Source organism: Micromonospora sp. WMMA1947, assembly GCF_027497355.1.
GTDB lineage: Bacteria > Actinomycetota > Actinomycetes > Mycobacteriales > Micromonosporaceae > Micromonospora.
The window spans coordinates 1,299,982-1,315,183 of the sequence record NZ_CP114909.1 but is presented as its reverse complement, the minus strand read 5'-3'; the positions used below and the strand labels follow the sequence as shown (position 1 = coordinate 1,315,183).

The following is a 15,202-nucleotide window of genomic DNA, read 5'->3' as shown; positions in this document are numbered from 1 at the left end:
AGGCGTCCGCACAGCTTGCGGTGCGACCAAGCTACCTGTTGTCTCGCTAAGACTCCATAGCGTTAACCCGCCCCTCTCCCTCTCGTAGCGGCGCCCTTGTGCGCCGGGTGCGCGATCATCTGCTTTCTCAACGTGAGGAGGGGTGAGTAGCCGATGTGGATAGTCTCGGACGAACGCTGGGCCGAGATCGCACCGCTGCTACCACCCCGTCCGCCCGGCGGCATCGGTTCCCGGGCCGCAAGCCCTTGGATGACCGCGGGGTGTTGCGCGGGATCCTGTTCGTGCTCTACACCGGCTCCGGCCCCGGCACCCGACAGGTCATCGAGCAGACCATCGCCCTGCTGCACTGGTTCCGCCGCCTGCGCACCCGCTGGGAGATCCGCGACGACATCCACCAAGCGTTCCTCACCCTCGCCGGTGCCATCGTTTGCTGGCGCCGACTCCAACGCTCAAAGAGCTAGGAGTTCTCAGTCGTGTCAGTCAGTAAAGGTGCAAATTTGTCGTCGGTCCCTAGGGCTCGCAGCAGCCGCGCTAGGAGTTGACCGGTTACCTGTCCGGGCGTAGCCAGCAGTTGTGCGTGTGAGACGACGGCGGCCTTCCGGTAGGTGTCCTCGCCGAATCGCGGACCGTCCGTCGCACTCCAGCCATTGCGATACTCGTACGAGCGGCGACCGCGGAGATTGGTTGCGCCGACCGCGAGTGCCCAGTTGCCGACGTAGCCCGCCTGGTCGGCGGCCGCGAGCACCAGTGCGATTAAATGTCGCGTGTACATGACCGCTCCGGCGTCGAAGACGACCTGCTCATCTGGGTTGGTCATCTGGTCGCTGAGCCGGCTCATGAAGATGCGGAGACCGCCGTCCTCGTGGATTTCGAGCTCGACGGCGTCCTCGTCGTACGAGTCTTCGCGCAGCCTTCGGTCCGCAGTGAGTTCATAGCTCGTTAGCGCCGCACCGGCGGCCCGGCGCGCATGGGCGGTCGCGGAGAGTAGTTCGGGCGCGAATTTGAGGTTGCTCGTCGGCTGGTTCAGGATCGCGCCGCGGGTGAACAGCAGCATGCGTTGTGGCCATTCACGGCCGGAGACGAGGCTCAGCAGCATCTCTGGGCGGCCATTGGCCGGCTCGGCCAGCAAGAACAGGTGCGACTGCGACCGGCGTTCCACCGGAACCGGGTCACGGTCGAACTCGGCGTCTAGGAGAGTGAGCGTGTCGGTTTCAGTGAGCCGGCGCAGGTCGTGAAGGCGGCGCACTTCTGCGTCGGCGAGGTGGTGTTTCGTCTTGTCGCCTCGACCGAAGTAGCGATGGTCGACCATATGCGGTGCCGTCGGACTCGGCGGCACGTGCACGAAGAGGTAGCCGACGTCCGGATTGGCATCCGAGGGGATAATCTCCGTGTATACGGGCAGCGGAGGATCCGGGATCGTTAGGGCGACCTGCTCTACTCGCTCGGCCAAGCCTTGGAGCGGTCCGGGACACAAGCCGAACGAGCCGTCCCGATTCTCCTCGACGCCTACGATGAGGGTCCCGCCGTCGATGCCGAAGGACGCCAGGTCGCGTGCCAGTTCTCTGTTGGCGCTTCTTCCGGCGCTCAGCCCCCGCTTGAAGTCCGTGTAGTGCGACTCACTTAGCAGGCCCTGGTCGAGCGCGGACTGGAGGTCGGACTCCGTGCGCGGAGTCCAGCGCGGGGTGTCCGCGCTGAGGTAGATCGAGCGCATTTGCTTACTGTGCCCGAAGACATCGCCGGCACGCACCTGACATTCACCGTGTCGGCGATTGGCCTGACCCGAGCTACGGCTGCTCCCACCGGTACCGGTTCGAGGCGCGTAGTTAGGGCTGACAGCGCGTCGGTCATCGCCGCCGGTGCCCGATCTACGGCCAGCGGGTCCCGGGCCGGGAAGCTGCACTCGTGACCTTCGATGATGTGCGCGGTGTGTGCTCCCTAGCGGATGCCACCCTGGGTGAACCGGTGCCAACGCGGGTCGCCGCAGCCGACCGCCGGTCGCAAACCGGGGTTTGTGTGCTCCAGGTGTGCTCCTGGGCTGCGAGAACGGCGGTCCGGGGAACGTGGGTGAACGGGGGCCACTCCCTGCCACCCCAGGTGAACCCCCAGGTCGCTAGACTGGGCCCTCGCGCCCTCGTAGCTCAGGGGATAGAGCATCGGTTTCCTAAACCGTGTGTCGCAGGTTCGAATCCTGCCGGGGGCACCACATTCCGCCTACGGGCTGACCGTTCCCGACAGGTTGCTGACCCGGCCCATCGCGTCGAAGTCGACACGCAGGACCGAGCCGCCACGGTCCTGCGCCGTCACCGACATGGGCGCCCGATCCAGCCGCCATCCCTGCTGGTGCAGGAACGACTCGACGGCGACGCGGTGCTCCACCGGGAAGGACTGCAGGACCTGCGTCAGGACGGTCAGCACCCGTTCCGGCCGGACCGGCGCGGTGATCTGCGGCGGGGCGTCGTCGAGGTGGAAGAAGACGGCGCCGCCGTCGTACGGCCCGCGGTAGTAGCAGCGGCCGGTCAGGCCGGACGCCAGCAGGGCGAGGCGGTGACCGTCTGCGCGCTGGAGCGGGAACGTGGGCTCGGTGAGTTCGGCGACCCCTTGGCGGTGCCCGTACTCGCGGACCCAGCCGGCGAGATGGAGCAGCGACGGGGGAGGTTGCTGGCCTCGTTGGCCCAGGCCCACAGCCAGGTGCCGTCGTCGTGGCTCTCGGTGCCGAGGAGTTGGACGCGGTACCGCAGGTCGGTCCCGAACGTCACGGTGCCGTCGGGCACGTCGAGTTGCCAGTCACGTTCGCCGAGCAGGTCCGCCAGCGCCAACTGGCGGGCCAGACCGGTGCCGACATGTTCGGCGAAGAGTCGATCAAACGTCGGCATCGCCGCAGTGTGCCAGACCTTCGGGTACGGGACGGCCCCGCGTCCGGCCGGAGCCGGAGCGCGGGGCCGGCGGGTCAGCGGACCAGCGCCGCCACCAGCGTCCCGATACAGGCGACGACGGCGGCGATGATCGGACTGAGCGTCTTGATGTACGCCAGGATGAGCCGGTGCCGGTCGGTCGGCTCGGCAACGGTTTCGTCCTCGTCCTCTGGTGTCTCGAAGTCTGACCCGTGAGGGATTACAGTCAACGTGACTCCTTCCGTTGCAGCGGTGGAGTCGAATGCGGCGTCCGGTGGCAGCCGGGCGCCGCCCTCTGTGCGAGGCGACGCAGTGCCGTTCGACGGTTCGAGCATCCTCCCGACGGACAGCTAGCACAAGAGTGCGTAATTCACTGTCGGGTACCTGACAAGCAGATGCATCGCATCGAGAAAATTTCGGTGCCATCTCTTGCCAAATGCAATTTTCCGTGAACGAGTTCTACCGAAAGTGACCAGCTCGAAGCTTACGGTGAGCAGGCGTGTGGTCAGGCGCGGCGGAGTTGGAGCACCGCCACGCGGGCGTCGTGGCCGTCCACGTGCATGGGCACCGTCTTGCGGTTGCGCAGCTGGATCTGGACCCCGTTCGACCCCTGGAGCCAGCCGATCTGGTCGATGCCGGCGTCGAAGGCGCGCGTCTCCTTCGCGGGGAACAGCTTCGGCATCGGGTTGCGGTTGGTGTCGCCGGTCCAGATCACCGGGTAGCCACGGTCCTGCCAACTGGAGATCCGCTCCCGGAGGACATCGAAGTGGAGCGCCCACTTGCTCCGGCGCCACGCCTCGTGCGGATCTTCCTGGCCGTTGAACGCGCCGGCCACGAAGTGCGTGTTGAGGAACGCGAACTGAAGCGCCGCATCGTCGTTCGCGGCCAGCAGGACCTCGGAGATGACGCGGTTCACCGAGACACCCGCCAGACCGTCGTGTACGGGTGTGACGCGCTTGTCGAGCACGTCGTACACCCTGGGCGCGGAGATCGGAACGTAGTGCCCGCCGTCGTTGAGGTGCACGTTGCGGTAGTGCTCGCCGAACAGATCGTTGATCCAGCCCTTCTCCTTCGTGTCGCCGTCACCCCCGCCGATCTCCTGCCAGCCGACGAGCGGACGGTCCTCGGGGCCGGTCATGCCGAGGGCGTTGCGGACCGCGGTGATCGCGGCCTTGCGCTTTTCGAGGTTCGCGCGTCCGATGTTGGCGGTGACGACGCCGAGGTTCCGCCAGGCGGTCGCCGCACCGGCGGGTGCGGGGAGGCCGAGCGTGCCGGCGAGCGCGACGCCGCCCGCGAGGCCGAGTGCCTGTCGTCTGCTGACGCGTTCCATGCGACTCCTTACTGGTTCGGCTACGAGGTGGAGGGGCACGGCTACGAGACGAGGAAGCCGGTGGAGGGGCGGGTCAGGACGCCGGTCATCGGGAAGCGGGTGGAGCCGTTCCACCAGTGCCACACCACGCGCTCGCTGCCGTCGGCGGCGGCGAAGACGTCCATCCCGCCGGGGCCCTGGTGGTTGCCGGGCAGGTCGCGGATCGGGTTGAGGCCGGCGCTTCCGGTGAAGCCGAAGAAGGGCCGGGACACGCCCTCGCGGATGGGGGTGCAGCGGGAGCCGGGCAGGGGACTGGCCCCGCAGCGGGCGATGCCGGTGGAGTAACGCGCGCTGTCCCAGTTGTTGCCGGAGTACATGAGGTACCAGTCGCCGTCGGCGGCCTTCCACATCGACGGGTTCTCGACCACGTGCGTACCGCCGCTGGTCTTGGCGGTGTCCCAGGTGATGTCGGTGCTCTTGAGCATGTCCCGGCGGGTGTCCCAGATCGCGCGGCCCTCGCCGTCGGTGCGGACGGTGGAGATGCCGGTCTCGGCGCCGGAGGCGATGGCGTCGTCCCGGTAGGTGACGTACAGGTTCCCGCCGGCCACGAAGGGGTTGGCGTCGAGTGCCCAGCGGCCGGCGTCCGGGCAGGCCCACTCGCCCTGGTTCTGGAACGGGCCGCGGGCGCTGTCGGAGACGGCCCGGCCGATGCACTTCTGCCCGGAGCCCTTGCGGGAGGCGGTGTAGAACATGAAGAACCGGCCGTCGAAGCGGGCGACGCCCGGTGCCCAGATCGCGCCGCCGGGCTCCGCCCAGGCGCCGGGGCCGGACGGCAGCGCGTCGTGCGAGGCGCAGTCGGCCATGCCGACGCTGTTGCCGGAGCCGTGGACGAGGACCGGTACGTACAACCTGCCGGTCGCGCCGCAGCGCGCGCCGGTCCCGGCGCCGACTGTGGTGCCGTAGGTGACGTACGAGCCGTCCTTCGCCAGCAGGGTGTCCGGGTCGGCCAGCGGGAAGGTGGACGAGCTCGCCAGCGTGGACAGGTCGTCGGCGGATGCGGCGGCGGGCGCAACCGCCGCCGGGGTGACTACCAGGGCGGCCGCGGCGAGGGCGACGAGCCCTCCGCGCGATCGAAAGAATTTCACCGGCACTCCTTGATTGATGAAGGTAATTATCAGAGGAACGGTATCGACGGTCAGCGATGCCGTCAACGGCGGAGTGCTGGAGCCGGGAGCGGGAAGCGGGGCCGCCCGGAGGCCTGCCGCGTTACGCTCCGTCGAGGGGACGTGTCACCCGCCGGGCCCTCAGGCCGGTGCCAGGACCCGTCGGTACCCTGGCAGGTCCTGGCCTGTCCGCGACGACATGAGGTATTCGTGAACGATCTTCGAGTGGTGGCGTTCGATCTCGACGACACCCTGGCGATTTCCAAGTCCCAGATCGATCGTCGGATGGCGGAGTTGCTCGGCCACCTGCTCACCGAGGTGGACGTACTGGTCATCTCCGGTGGCCGGTTCGAGCAGTTCCAGTCGCAGGTGCTCGCCCACCTCGACCTCACCGAGGAGCAGCGCGACCGGCTGCACCTGATGCCGACCTGCGGCACCCGCTACTACCGCTGGTCCGACGGGGACTGGCGGCAGGTCTACGCGGAGGATCTCACCGAGGCCGACAAGGCCCGCGTCGTCACGGCGCTGACCGAGTCGGCGCAGGCGCTGGGCCTGTGGGAGGCGAAGACCTGGGGCGACATCATCGAGGACCGGGGCAGCCAGATCACCTTCTCGGCGCTGGGGCAGTCCGCCCCGCCGGCCGAGAAGTACGGCTGGGACCCGGACGGCGACAAGAAGCGGCGGCTGCGGGACGCGGTCGCGGCGAAGCTGCCCGACCTCGAGGTCCGTGGTGGTGGTTCGACCTCGATCGACGTCACCCGCAAGGGTGTGGACAAGGCGTACGGCATGCGGAAGCTGCTGGAACACCTGGATCTGAAGATCGACAACGTGCTCTTCGTGGGTGACCGGCTGGACGTCGGTGGCAACGACTACCCGGTCAAGGCGATGGGCATCCGCTGCGTCGCGGTCACCCGTTGGGAGGAGACCGCCGACTACGTCGAGAAGCTCGTCGACGACCTGGTGAAGCAGCGCGCCGAGCGCGCCTGAGCACAGCCCGCAGCAGAGCCCGCCGGTTCCGGAACCGGCGGGCTCTGGCGGTATCGACGGTGATGCGGTAGGAACAGCCGAGAGAGCGCTCTCCCGTCCCATCACCGAACAGGCAGGCAGATGCGATCATCCGACCCCTCCCGCCGCCGTTTCCTCACGCTCACCGCCTCCGCGGCCTCACTCACCGCCCTCGGCCTCCCGGCCGGTGCCGCCGCCGCGTCCCCGGCCGCGTCGCCGGCCGCGCGACCCGCCCGCGAGCCCGACTTCGGCCCGAACGTCTTCGTGTACGACCCGAGCACGCCGGTCGAGGAGATCCAGTCCACGCTGGACCGGCTGTTCACCGCCCAGGAACGCAACGAGATGGGCCTCGACAGGTACGCCGTGCTGTTCAAGCCCGGCCGCTACGAGGTGGACGCCCGGCTCGGCTACTACACGACTGTCGCCGGTCTCGGCGCGCACCCGGACGACGTGGAGATCCACGGCGCGGTCCGGGTGATCGGGCAGCCCGACCCGAACTCGCCCGCCGGCATCTCCGCGCTCACCAACTTCTGGCGTTCGGCGGAGAACCTCGCTGTCACCCCGACCGACTGGTCGAACCAATGGGCCGTCTCGCAGGCGTCACCGATGCGCCGGGTGCACGTCAAGGGCGTGCTGTGGCTGGAACCCGGCAACGGCGGCTACTCCAGCGGCGGCTACATCGCGGACTCCAAGGTGGACGGCATCACCATCAACGGTTCCCAGCAGCAGTGGCTCACCCGCGACAGCGAGCTCGGCGGCGAGTGGACCAACGGTGTGTGGAACCAGGTCTTCTCCGGCGTGATCGGCGCGCCCGCGCAGGGCTTCCCCGACCCGCCCTACACCACGCTGCCGACCAGCCCGGTGACCCGGGAGAAGCCGTACCTGTTCGTCGACGCCCGGGGTGCCTGGCGGGTCGCCGTACCGCGCCTGCGCCGGAACACCGCCGGCACCACCTGGGCCACCGGCGGCGCGCCGGTGCCGTCGCTGCCGCTGTCCGCGTTCTTCCTGGCCCGGCCCACCGACTCGGCGAAGCGGATCAACGCCGAGCTGGCCCGGGGCCGGCACCTGCTGCTCACCCCCGGCGTCTACCACCTGGACCGGGCCCTGCGGGTACGCCGCCCGGACACCGTGGTGCTCGGCCTCGGCATGCCGAGCCTGGTGCCGGACCGCGGGGACGCGGCGCTGCGCATCGAGGACGTGGACGGCGTCCGCATCGCCGGGGTGCTCGTGGACGCCGGGCCGGTCGAGTCGCCGGTGCTGGTCGAGGTCGGTACGCGGCACTGCCACCGGTCGCACGCCACGAACCCGATCTCGCTGCAGGACGTCTTCTTCCGCATCGGCGGCCCGTACGCCGGACGCGCGGTGACCAGCCTGGTGGTACACAGCCGGCACACGCTGATCGACAACATCTGGGCCTGGCGTGGCGACCACGGCCGGGCCGGCACCATCGGCTGGACCGTGAACACCGCTGCCACCGGCGTGATCGTCAACGGCGACGACGTGACCGCGTACGGGCTGTTCGTCGAGCACTACCAGCGCTGGCAGACGATCTGGAACGGCGAGCGCGGCCGGACCGTGTTCTACCAGAGCGAGCTGCCCTACGACCCGCCGAGCCAGGCGGCCTGGCGCAGTCCGACCGGCAACGGCTGGGCCTCGTACAAGGTGGCCGACCACGTCCGCACGCACGAGGCGTGGGGACTGGGCGTGTACTCGTACTTCAACCAGGGCGTGGACATCCGCTGCGACAGGGGGATCGAGGCGCCGCGCCGGGCCGGGGTGCGGTTCCACGACGCGATCACCGTGTTCCTGGACGGCAGCGGCGGCATCGAGCGCACCATCAACGAGATCGGCACGCCCGTCGTCGGCTCGTACGGCACCAGCACGGTGATCAGCTACCCCTGACCGCGAGGGCGGCCCGGCCGGTGCGGGACCGGCCGGGCCGCACCCGCTCACGCCGCGAGCTGGTCGACGCGGGTGAGCACCTGGTCGACGAGGCCGTACTCCCGGGCCTGCTCGGCGGTGAACCAGCGGTCGCGATCCCAGTCGCGCTGGATCTCCTCCAGCGTCCGCCCGCTGTGCTGCGCGATCAGCTCCTGCATGGTGCGCTTCACGTGCAGCATGTTCTCGGCCTGGATGGTGATGTCCGCGGCGGTGCCGCCCATCCCGCCGGAGGGCTGGTGCATCATGATCCGCGAGTGCGGCAGCGCGAACCGCTTGCCCGCCGCCCCGGCGCAGAGCAGGAACTGCCCCATCGACCCGGCCATCCCCAGCGCCAGCGTCGCCACGTCGTTCTTGACGTACCGCATGGTGTCGTAGACGGCCATCCCGGCGCTGACCGAGCCGCCGGGCGAGTTGATGTAAAGGAAGATGTCGCGCTCCGCGTCCTCGGCCGCGAGGAGCAGGATCTGCGCGCAGATCTGGTTGGCCGACGCGTCGGTGACCTCGGTGCCGAGGAAGATGATCCGCTCCCTCAGCAGTCGCTCGAAGACCCGGTCGCCGAACGCCGGCTGGCCCTCGTCGAGCATCCAGATGCCACTCATCGCCGCCCACCTCCGTGCCGCCGGTGGGCGGGGGACCGCCCGGGAACCCGGCGGTCTCCAGCGTCCGCCGGGCGCACCCACGCGGCCCAGGCTTTCTGCCCCGGGCAGATTCGCCCTCGGCAGAAGCTACGCGGCGACCGGCCGCCGCCGGCCCGCGCGGGCTCGCCGCCGCGCCAGCGTGACGGAGGTACGCGGACGGGGGCGGACGGCCGGGGCGGAGGGAGCCGGCCAGATCCGGATGCCGCCACCGAACCCGATCGGCGTGGCGGCGCCGAGGGGCGCGCCGAGCGGCGTCGGCACCAGGCCGAAGGGCCGCAGCCCGCCGCCCAGCAGCGGCGTGGGGGTGACCGGCCGGCGGGCGACGTGCGGCCGGAGCGAGACGGCAGGCCGGCGGGACACGGGCAGCCGGGACGACACGGCCGGACGGCGCGTGACGGACAGCCGGGGCGCGCCGACCCGCAGCTGCGGACCGGTGCGGGCGGTCGGCACCCGGTCGAAGCGGGCCGCCGAGATCCCGGGGCCGACCGGAGCCGGACGCTCGCGGCGCAGCTCGTCGCGGGCCTCTTCGAGCAGGTCGGCGAGGTGGATGCCGAGCGCGCGGCAGATCGCGGCGAGCACCTCGGAGGAGGCCTCCTTGCGTCCGCGCTCGACCTCGGAGAGATAGGGCAGGGAGACGCCGGCGGCCTGGGCCACCTCGCGCAGCGTGCGGCCCTGGCGCAGGCGGATGCGCCGGAGCACGCCGCCGATCACGCGTCGCAGCAACGACATGCCGGCCTCCTCGCGGTCGCCGTCCCGACGTCCCCATCATGCCCTGTCCGCGTCGCCGGCAGCGGCCCCGCCGGGTACCGATCGTCACCCGGCGGGCCGGATCCCGGCGTACCCGTTATCTTGTGGGCGTGCAGGTGGCGGAGCAGGACCGACGGTGATCCATTTTCCCGCGCAACGGCGGGGGCCGCTGAGCGCGCTGAGCCTGCGCCTGCTCGCCGCCCTGGGCCTGGTCTTCGCCACGGTGTTCGTGGTGTGGCTCGACCGCGACGGCTACCGCGACGTGGACGACACCGGCCTGACCCTGCTCGACTGCTTCTACTACGTGGTGGTCTCGCTCTCCACCACCGGATACGGCGACATCACGCCGGTCAGTTCGTCGGCGCGACTGGCGAACGTCCTGTTCATCACTCCCGCCCGGGTGCTGTTCCTGATCATCCTGGTCGGCACCACCCTGGAAGTCCTGACCGAGCAGTACCGCACCGGCCGTCGCCTGTCGCGGTGGAGGAGAACCGTGAAGGACCACGTCATCATCTGCGGCTACGGCACCAAGGGCCGCAGCGCGGTCTCCGCCCTGCTGGAGAACGGTACCGACAAGTCCAAGATCGTGGTGGTCGAGCGGAGCGGGCCGGCGCTGCGGCAGGCCACCTCGAACGGGCTGGTGACGATCGAGGGCTCGGCGACCCGCTCGTCAGTGCTGGAGCAGGCGCACGTGCGTACCGCGAAGTCGGTCATCATCGCGACCGACAGCGACGACGCCTCGGTGCTGGTGGCGCTCACGGTCCGGCAGCTCACCGCCGGCCAGGTGCGGATCATCGCGGCGGTACGCGAGGCGGAGAACGCGCCGCTGCTCAAGCAGAGCGGGGCGCACCACGTGATCGTCTCGTCGGCCACGGCCGGCCGGCTGCTCGGCCTGTCGACCTCGGCCCCGCCCCTGATCGACGTGGTGGAGGACCTGCTCACCCCGGGTCAGGGCATGGCGCTGGCCATGCGCTCGGCCGAGCGCAGCGAGGTGGGCCGCTCGCCGCGCGAGCTGGAGGCGCTGGTCATCGCGCTGGTCCGCCGGGGCAAGGTGGTCACGCTCAACGACCGGGCCGCCTCGGTGATCGAGACCGGCGACATGCTCGTTCACGTCCGGGACGACCGGCCGCAGGCCACCACCGCGATCTGACCGGGGCCCGCTGAGCACCTGCGGTCAGCAGGCGCCCGGGCCGCCCTCGGCCAGCACTTCACCGCAGGTCGACGACCGGCCCTGGGTGGCCCGTCGCAGCAGTTCGTAGAGCAGGTCCCGCTCGCCGGGAGCGAGCGCGCCGAGAACCTCCTCCTCGGCTCCGGCGAGCGCACACTCGGCCTCGCGTAGTCGCTTCGTGCCCGCCTCGGTGAGGCGTACCTCGTGCCGGCGGCGGTCCTCCGGGGAGCGGCGGCGCTCGGCCAGGCCGTCCGCCTCCAGGTCGTTGAGCAGCCCGACCACGTTCGTGCTGTCGAGTTGGAGCGTGCCGGCGAGCGCCTGCTGGCTGATGCCGCCGGAGTCGCGCAGCACGGTGAGCGCCACCAGGTGGCGGGGGCGCAGACCCAGCGGGGCCAGCACCGACTCCGAGCGCAGCCGCATCCGCCGGGCCAGGTGATCGAGCAGGGGCCCGGAGCGGCGCTCGGACTCCTCGACCGGTGCGGCGGACATGTGACCCAGTTTACGCGAGCCGAGGAACATCGACCTGCTATAAATAGTTGGTCCTACACGAACGATCGTCGGAGGAGGAATCACCAATGGCACACCTACTGCACATCGACTCCAGCATCACCGGGGAGCGGTCCATCAGCCGGCGGCTCACCGCCCGCGCCGCCGCCGCCTGGCGCGCCGCCCACCCGGACGGCACGGTCACCTACCGCGACCTGGGTCAGAACCCGCTGCCGCACCTGAACACCGCAAGCGGCCTCGCGCGCATGGTGCCCCCGGATCAGCACACCGCCGAGCAGCGGGCTTCCTGGCAGCTGACCGAGGAGGTGGTGGCCGAGGTGAGGCAGGCCGACACCGTCCTGCTCGGGCTGCCGCTCTACAACTACGGCGCGCCCAGCAGCGTGAAGTCCTGGGTCGACCACCTGATCGCCCCCGGCATCGCGTACGACCCGGTGACGAACGCCGGGCTGCTCGGCGACCGCCAGTTCGTCGTCCTGGTCAGCCGCGGCGGCGGGTACGGCCCGGGCACCCCGCGGGAGGGCTGGGACCACGCCGAGCCGTGGCTTCCGCACGGCCTCTCCCTGACCGGGCTGGAGCCGCGGTTCATCTGCGCCGAGCTGACCCTGGCCCCGGTCAACCCGGCGATGGCCGAGCTGATCCCGCTGTTCGAGCAGAGCCTCGCCGCGGCCGAGCGGGCCGTCGACGAGCTGTGGGTGCCCGCCTCGGCGGCCGCCTGACCGGGCTGTCACACACCGCGAAGGGCGGGCCGTTCCCCCCGCGGAACGGCCCGCCCTTCGTCCGTGACGGGTCAGCGGCGGATCAGAGGATCGTCCAGGTGTCGCCGCTGCCGAGCAGCGCGCCGAGCTGCTGCTCCGGGGTCTGGTCGACGGTGGCCCTGGCGGCCGCGACCTGCTCCTGCACCACGCTGTCGTAGGAGGGGCGGTCGACCGACCGGAACACCCCGATCGGGGTGTTGCTCAGGTCCAGGCCCGGCAGGCGGGACAGCGCGAAGGCGTACGCCGGGTCGGCCACGCCCGCGTCGTGCACGACGATCTGGTCGGCCGGCGTGTTCGCGGTCTCCCGGACCTCCAGCCCGAAGCCACCCGGCGGGTGGACGACGCAGAACTGCCCGTCCTTGCCGAACGTGATCGGCTGCCCGTGCTCCAGCCGGATCAGGAAGTCGTCCCGGGTGGCCGGCTCCTTCAGCGGGTCGAACGCGCCGTCGTTGAAGATGTTGCAGTTCTGGTAGATCTCCACGAACGCCGAACCCTCGTGCTGGGCGGCGGCCCGCAGCACCGACTGGAGGTGCTTGCGGTCCGAGTCGATCGTCCGGGCCACGAACGTGGCCTCGGCGCCAAGCGCCAGCGACAGCGGGTTGAACGGGGCGTCCGCCGAGCCCACCGGCGTCGACTTGGTGATCTTGCCGACCTCGGAGGTGGGCGAGTACTGACCCTTGGTGAGGCCGTAGATCCGGTTGTTGAACAGCAGGATCTTGAGGTTCACGTTGCGCCGCAGCGCGTGGATCAGGTGGTTGCCGCCGATGGAGAGCGCGTCGCCGTCACCGGTGACCACCCACACCGACAGGTCTGGCCGGGACACCGACAGGCCGGTGGCGATCGCCGGGGCGCGGCCGTGGATCGAGTGCATGCCGTACGTGTTCATGTAGTACGGGAAACGCGACGAGCAGCCGATGCCCGAGACGAAGACGATGTTCTCCCGGGGGATGTTCAGCTCCGGCATGAAGCCCTGCACGGCCGCCAGGATGGCGTAGTCGCCGCAACCGGGGCACCAGCGCACCTCCTGGTCGGACTTGAAGTCCTTGGCGGTGAGCTTGAGGGCGACGGGCTCAGACATTCTTCAGGACCTCTTCCAGCATCGTCTCCAGCTCGGCGGCGGTGAACGGCAGGCCGCGGACCTGGTTGTAGCCGATCGCGTCGACCAGGTACTTCGCCCGGATCACGTGGGCGAGCTGGCCGAGGTTCATCTCCGGCACGACCACCTTGTCGTAGCGGCCCAGCACCTCGCCGAGGTTGGCCGGCATCGGAGCCAGATGCCGCAGGTGCGCCTGCGCCACCGAGAGCCCGCGCTGACGCAGGCCACGGCAGGCCGCACCGATCGGCCCGTACGTCGAGCCCCAGCCCAGCACCAGCACCCGGGCGTCGCCGTCCGGATCCTCCACCTCGACGTCCGGCACCGGGATCGTCTCGATCCGGGCCGCCCGGGTCCGCACCATGAAGTCGTGGTTGGCCGGGTCGTACGAGATGTCGCCGGTCTTGTCGGCCTTCTCCAGACCGCCGATCCGGTGCTCCAGACCGGCCGTGCCGGGCACCGCCCACGGGCGAGCCAGCGTCTGCGGGTCCCGCAGGTAAGGAAGGAACGTGGTGCCGTCCTCGCCGTTGGGCTTCGTGGCGAACTCGACCCGCAGGTCGGGCAGCGACTCGACGTCGGGCAGGAGCCACGGCTCGGAGCCGTTGGCGACGTAGTTGTCCGACAGCAGGATCACCGGGGTGCGGTAGGTGAGCGCGATCCGGGCCGCCTCCAGCGCGGCGTGGAAGCAGTCCGACGGCGACTTCGGCGCGATCACCGCGACCGGCGCCTCGCCGTGCCGGCCGTACAGGGCCATGTTCAGGTCGGCCTGCTCGGTCTTGGTGGGCATGCCGGTGGACGGCCCGGCCCGCTGCACGTCGACGATGACCAGAGGCAGCTCCAGCGCCACCGCCAGGGAGATCGTCTCGCTCTTGAGCGCCACGCCCGGGCCGCTCGTGGTGGTGACACCGAGCGAGCCGCCGTACGACGCGCCGAGCGCCGCACCGACCGCGGCGATCTCGTCCTCGGCCTGCATGGTGACCACGCCGAACTTCTTGTGCTTGCTCAGCTCGTGCAGGATGTCCGAGGCCGGCGTGATCGGGTACGCGCCGAGGAACACCGGCAGCCCGGAGCGCACCCCGGCGGCCACCAGGCCCAGCGACAACGCCGCGTTGCCGGTGATGTTCCGGTAGGTGCCGGGCAGCATCTTGGCCGGCTTGACCTCGTACCGGACGGAGAAGTCCTCGGTGGTCTCGCCGAAGTTCCAGCCGGCCCGGAAGGCGGCCACGTTCGCCGCGACCAGCTCGGGGCGGGCCGCGAACTTGCGCTCCAGGAAGCGCAGCGTGGACTCGTACGGGCGGGAGTACATCCAGCTCAACAGCCCGAGCGCGAACATGTTCTTGGCCCGCTCGGCGTCCTTCTTGGACACGTCGTGCTCGGCCAGCGCCCCGATCGTCATCGAGGTGAGCGCCACCGGGTGCACCGCGTACCCGTCGAGCGAGTTGTCGTCGAGCGGGCTGGTCGCGTAGCCCACCTTGGCCAGGTTGCGCCGGGTGAACTCGTCGGTGTTGACGATGATGTCGGCCCCGCGCGGCAGGTCGGCCAGGTTGGCCTTGAGCGCGGCCGGGTTCATCGCCACCAGCACGTTCGGCGCGTCGCCCGGGGTCAGGATGTCGTAGTCGGCGAAGTGCACCTGGAAGCTCGACACGCCGGGCAGGGTCCCGGCGGGAGCGCGGATCTCGGCGGGGAAGTTGGGCAACGTGGAGATGTCGTTGCCCAGCTGCGCCGTCTCCGAGGTGAACCGGTCGCCGGTGAGCTGCATGCCGTCGCCGGAGTCACCGGCGAACCGGATGACCACCCGGTCCAGTTGACGGATCTGCTTGGTCACACCCGCACCTCGCTTAACTGAGCGCCGTCGCCCTCGCCGGCCCGGCCCGCTCCGATTCTCACGTCAGAGCCTACGTCGCCACGTTAGGGCCACCTTGGTCGAGGTCCGACGTATGGGACTGGATCGGGCCGCTGTATGCCCTGCTTTGCAGCGTTTAGTA

At 70.2% G+C, this 15,202-nt stretch carries 15 protein-coding genes, 1 tRNA gene and 1 pseudogene; 6 read left to right on the top strand and 11 right to left on the bottom strand.

Annotated elements, in window-relative coordinates:
- Positions 1 to 260 precede the first annotated feature (260 nt).
- Positions 261 to 461 (top strand): hypothetical protein, encoded by a 201-nt coding sequence (locus O7604_RS06315; protein ID WP_281579097.1) that lies wholly within the window; start codon positions 261 to 263, stop codon positions 459 to 461.
- On the opposite strand, the gene O7604_RS06310 is transcribed toward O7604_RS06315, so the two are convergent.
- A complete protein-coding gene (locus O7604_RS06310; RefSeq protein WP_281579096.1) occupies positions 458 to 1,711 on the bottom strand; it encodes an ATP-binding protein in 1,254 nt (417 codons plus the stop codon). The two genes, O7604_RS06315 and O7604_RS06310, sit on opposite strands and share 4 nt — an antisense overlap.
- 416 nt (positions 1,712 to 2,127) lie before the next feature.
- Between O7604_RS06310 and O7604_RS06305 the strand changes: the two genes are divergently transcribed.
- Positions 2,128 to 2,203 (top strand) — tRNA-Arg (locus O7604_RS06305).
- 8 nt (positions 2,204 to 2,211) lie between these two features.
- On the opposite strand, the gene O7604_RS06300 is transcribed toward O7604_RS06305, so the two are convergent.
- The 5 genes and pseudogenes from O7604_RS06300 to O7604_RS06285 all read right to left on the bottom strand — a co-directional run bounded on the left by O7604_RS06300 (position 2,212) and on the right by O7604_RS06285 (position 5,345).
- Positions 2,212 to 2,682 carry a DUF6882 domain-containing protein gene (locus tag O7604_RS06300; protein ID WP_281579095.1) on the bottom strand — a complete coding sequence of 157 codons (471 nt, stop codon included), beginning with the start codon at positions 2,680 to 2,682 and terminating at the stop codon, positions 2,212 to 2,214.
- 38 nt (positions 2,683 to 2,720) lie between these two features.
- A pseudogene (locus O7604_RS29565) lies at positions 2,721 to 2,873 on the bottom strand (DUF6882 domain-containing protein); the annotation flags it as partial.
- 74 nt (positions 2,874 to 2,947) lie between these two features.
- The gene (locus tag O7604_RS06295; protein ID WP_013283846.1) at positions 2,948 to 3,121 is read right to left on the bottom strand and encodes a hypothetical protein; all 174 of its coding nucleotides are present in this window, start codon (positions 3,119 to 3,121) and stop codon (positions 2,948 to 2,950) included.
- Between the two features lie 275 nt (positions 3,122 to 3,396).
- Positions 3,397 to 4,221 carry a hypothetical protein gene (locus O7604_RS06290; protein WP_269702493.1) on the bottom strand — a complete coding sequence of 275 codons (825 nt, stop codon included), beginning with the start codon at positions 4,219 to 4,221 and terminating at the stop codon, positions 3,397 to 3,399.
- Positions 4,222 to 4,262: 41 nt separating this feature from the next.
- A complete protein-coding gene (locus O7604_RS06285) occupies positions 4,263 to 5,345 on the bottom strand; it encodes a family 43 glycosylhydrolase (protein ID WP_269702491.1) in 1,083 nt (360 codons plus the stop codon).
- Positions 5,346 to 5,573: 228 nt separating this feature from the next.
- Here O7604_RS06285 and O7604_RS06280 point away from each other — a divergent pair, with 228 nt between their 5' ends.
- Together O7604_RS06280 and O7604_RS06275 are read left to right on the top strand one after the other, a co-directional pair.
- Positions 5,574 to 6,350 carry an HAD-IIB family hydrolase gene (locus tag O7604_RS06280; RefSeq protein WP_145754543.1) on the top strand — a complete coding sequence of 259 codons (777 nt, stop codon included), beginning with the start codon at positions 5,574 to 5,576 and terminating at the stop codon, positions 6,348 to 6,350.
- A 120-nt stretch (positions 6,351 to 6,470) separates the two neighbouring features.
- The gene (locus O7604_RS06275; protein ID WP_281579094.1) at positions 6,471 to 8,270 is read left to right on the top strand and encodes an adenylyl cyclase; all 1,800 of its coding nucleotides are present in this window, start codon (positions 6,471 to 6,473) and stop codon (positions 8,268 to 8,270) included.
- 47 nt (positions 8,271 to 8,317) lie between these two features.
- Here the strand turns inward: O7604_RS06275 and O7604_RS06270 are convergent, their stop codons facing one another.
- The gene (locus O7604_RS06270) at positions 8,318 to 8,908 is read right to left on the bottom strand and encodes an ATP-dependent Clp protease proteolytic subunit (protein ID WP_269702486.1); all 591 of its coding nucleotides are present in this window, start codon (positions 8,906 to 8,908) and stop codon (positions 8,318 to 8,320) included.
- 126 nt (positions 8,909 to 9,034) lie between these two features.
- Positions 9,035 to 9,676 (bottom strand): helix-turn-helix transcriptional regulator, encoded by a 642-nt coding sequence (locus O7604_RS06265; RefSeq protein WP_269702484.1) that lies wholly within the window; start codon positions 9,674 to 9,676, stop codon positions 9,035 to 9,037.
- Between the two features lie 154 nt (positions 9,677 to 9,830).
- Here O7604_RS06265 and O7604_RS06260 point away from each other — a divergent pair, with 154 nt between their 5' ends.
- Positions 9,831 to 10,844 (top strand): potassium channel family protein, encoded by a 1,014-nt coding sequence (locus tag O7604_RS06260; protein WP_269702482.1) that lies wholly within the window; start codon positions 9,831 to 9,833, stop codon positions 10,842 to 10,844.
- A gap of 24 nt (positions 10,845 to 10,868) precedes the next feature.
- On the opposite strand, the gene O7604_RS06255 is transcribed toward O7604_RS06260, so the two are convergent.
- Positions 10,869 to 11,351, bottom strand: a complete 483-nt coding sequence (locus O7604_RS06255) for a MarR family winged helix-turn-helix transcriptional regulator (RefSeq protein WP_281579093.1) — start codon at positions 11,349 to 11,351, stop codon at positions 10,869 to 10,871.
- Positions 11,352 to 11,437: 86 nt separating this feature from the next.
- Here O7604_RS06255 and O7604_RS06250 point away from each other — a divergent pair, with 86 nt between their 5' ends.
- Positions 11,438 to 12,085: an NAD(P)H-dependent oxidoreductase gene (locus O7604_RS06250; protein WP_281579092.1), complete on the top strand. Its 648-nt coding sequence runs from the start codon at positions 11,438 to 11,440 to the stop codon at positions 12,083 to 12,085.
- A gap of 82 nt (positions 12,086 to 12,167) precedes the next feature.
- Here O7604_RS06250 and O7604_RS06245 read toward each other — a convergent pair whose 3' ends face one another.
- Both O7604_RS06245 and O7604_RS06240 read right to left on the bottom strand, forming a co-directional pair.
- A complete protein-coding gene (locus O7604_RS06245) occupies positions 12,168 to 13,202 on the bottom strand; it encodes a 2-oxoacid:ferredoxin oxidoreductase subunit beta (RefSeq protein WP_281579091.1) in 1,035 nt (344 codons plus the stop codon).
- Complete coding sequence (locus O7604_RS06240; protein ID WP_269702474.1) at positions 13,195 to 15,042, bottom strand: 2-oxoacid:acceptor oxidoreductase subunit alpha; 1,848 nt, start codon at positions 15,040 to 15,042, stop codon at positions 13,195 to 13,197. Before O7604_RS06240 ends, O7604_RS06245 begins: the two co-directional genes overlap by 8 nt.
- Between the last annotated feature and the right edge of the window lie 160 nt (positions 15,043 to 15,202).

Bases quoted from the DNA above. Each gene is read 5' to 3' on its own strand.
- O7604_RS06310 (WP_281579096.1), bottom strand. From the start codon at position 1,711: ATGCGCTCGATCTACCTCAGCGCGGACACCCCGCGCTGGACTCCGCGC.
- O7604_RS06290 (WP_269702493.1), bottom strand. From the start codon at position 4,221: ATGGAACGCGTCAGCAGACGACAGGCACTCGGCCTCGCGGGCGGCGTC.
- O7604_RS06275 (WP_281579094.1), top strand. From the start codon at position 6,471: ATGCGATCATCCGACCCCTCCCGCCGCCGTTTCCTCACGCTCACCGCC.
- O7604_RS06270 (WP_269702486.1), bottom strand. From the start codon at position 8,908: ATGAGTGGCATCTGGATGCTCGACGAGGGCCAGCCGGCGTTCGGCGAC.
- O7604_RS06265 (WP_269702484.1), bottom strand. From the start codon at position 9,676: ATGTCGTTGCTGCGACGCGTGATCGGCGGCGTGCTCCGGCGCATCCGC.
- O7604_RS06255 (WP_281579093.1), bottom strand. From the start codon at position 11,351: ATGTCCGCCGCACCGGTCGAGGAGTCCGAGCGCCGCTCCGGGCCCCTG.
- O7604_RS06250 (WP_281579092.1), top strand. From the start codon at position 11,438: ATGGCACACCTACTGCACATCGACTCCAGCATCACCGGGGAGCGGTCC.
- O7604_RS06245 (WP_281579091.1), bottom strand. From the start codon at position 13,202: ATGTCTGAGCCCGTCGCCCTCAAGCTCACCGCCAAGGACTTCAAGTCC.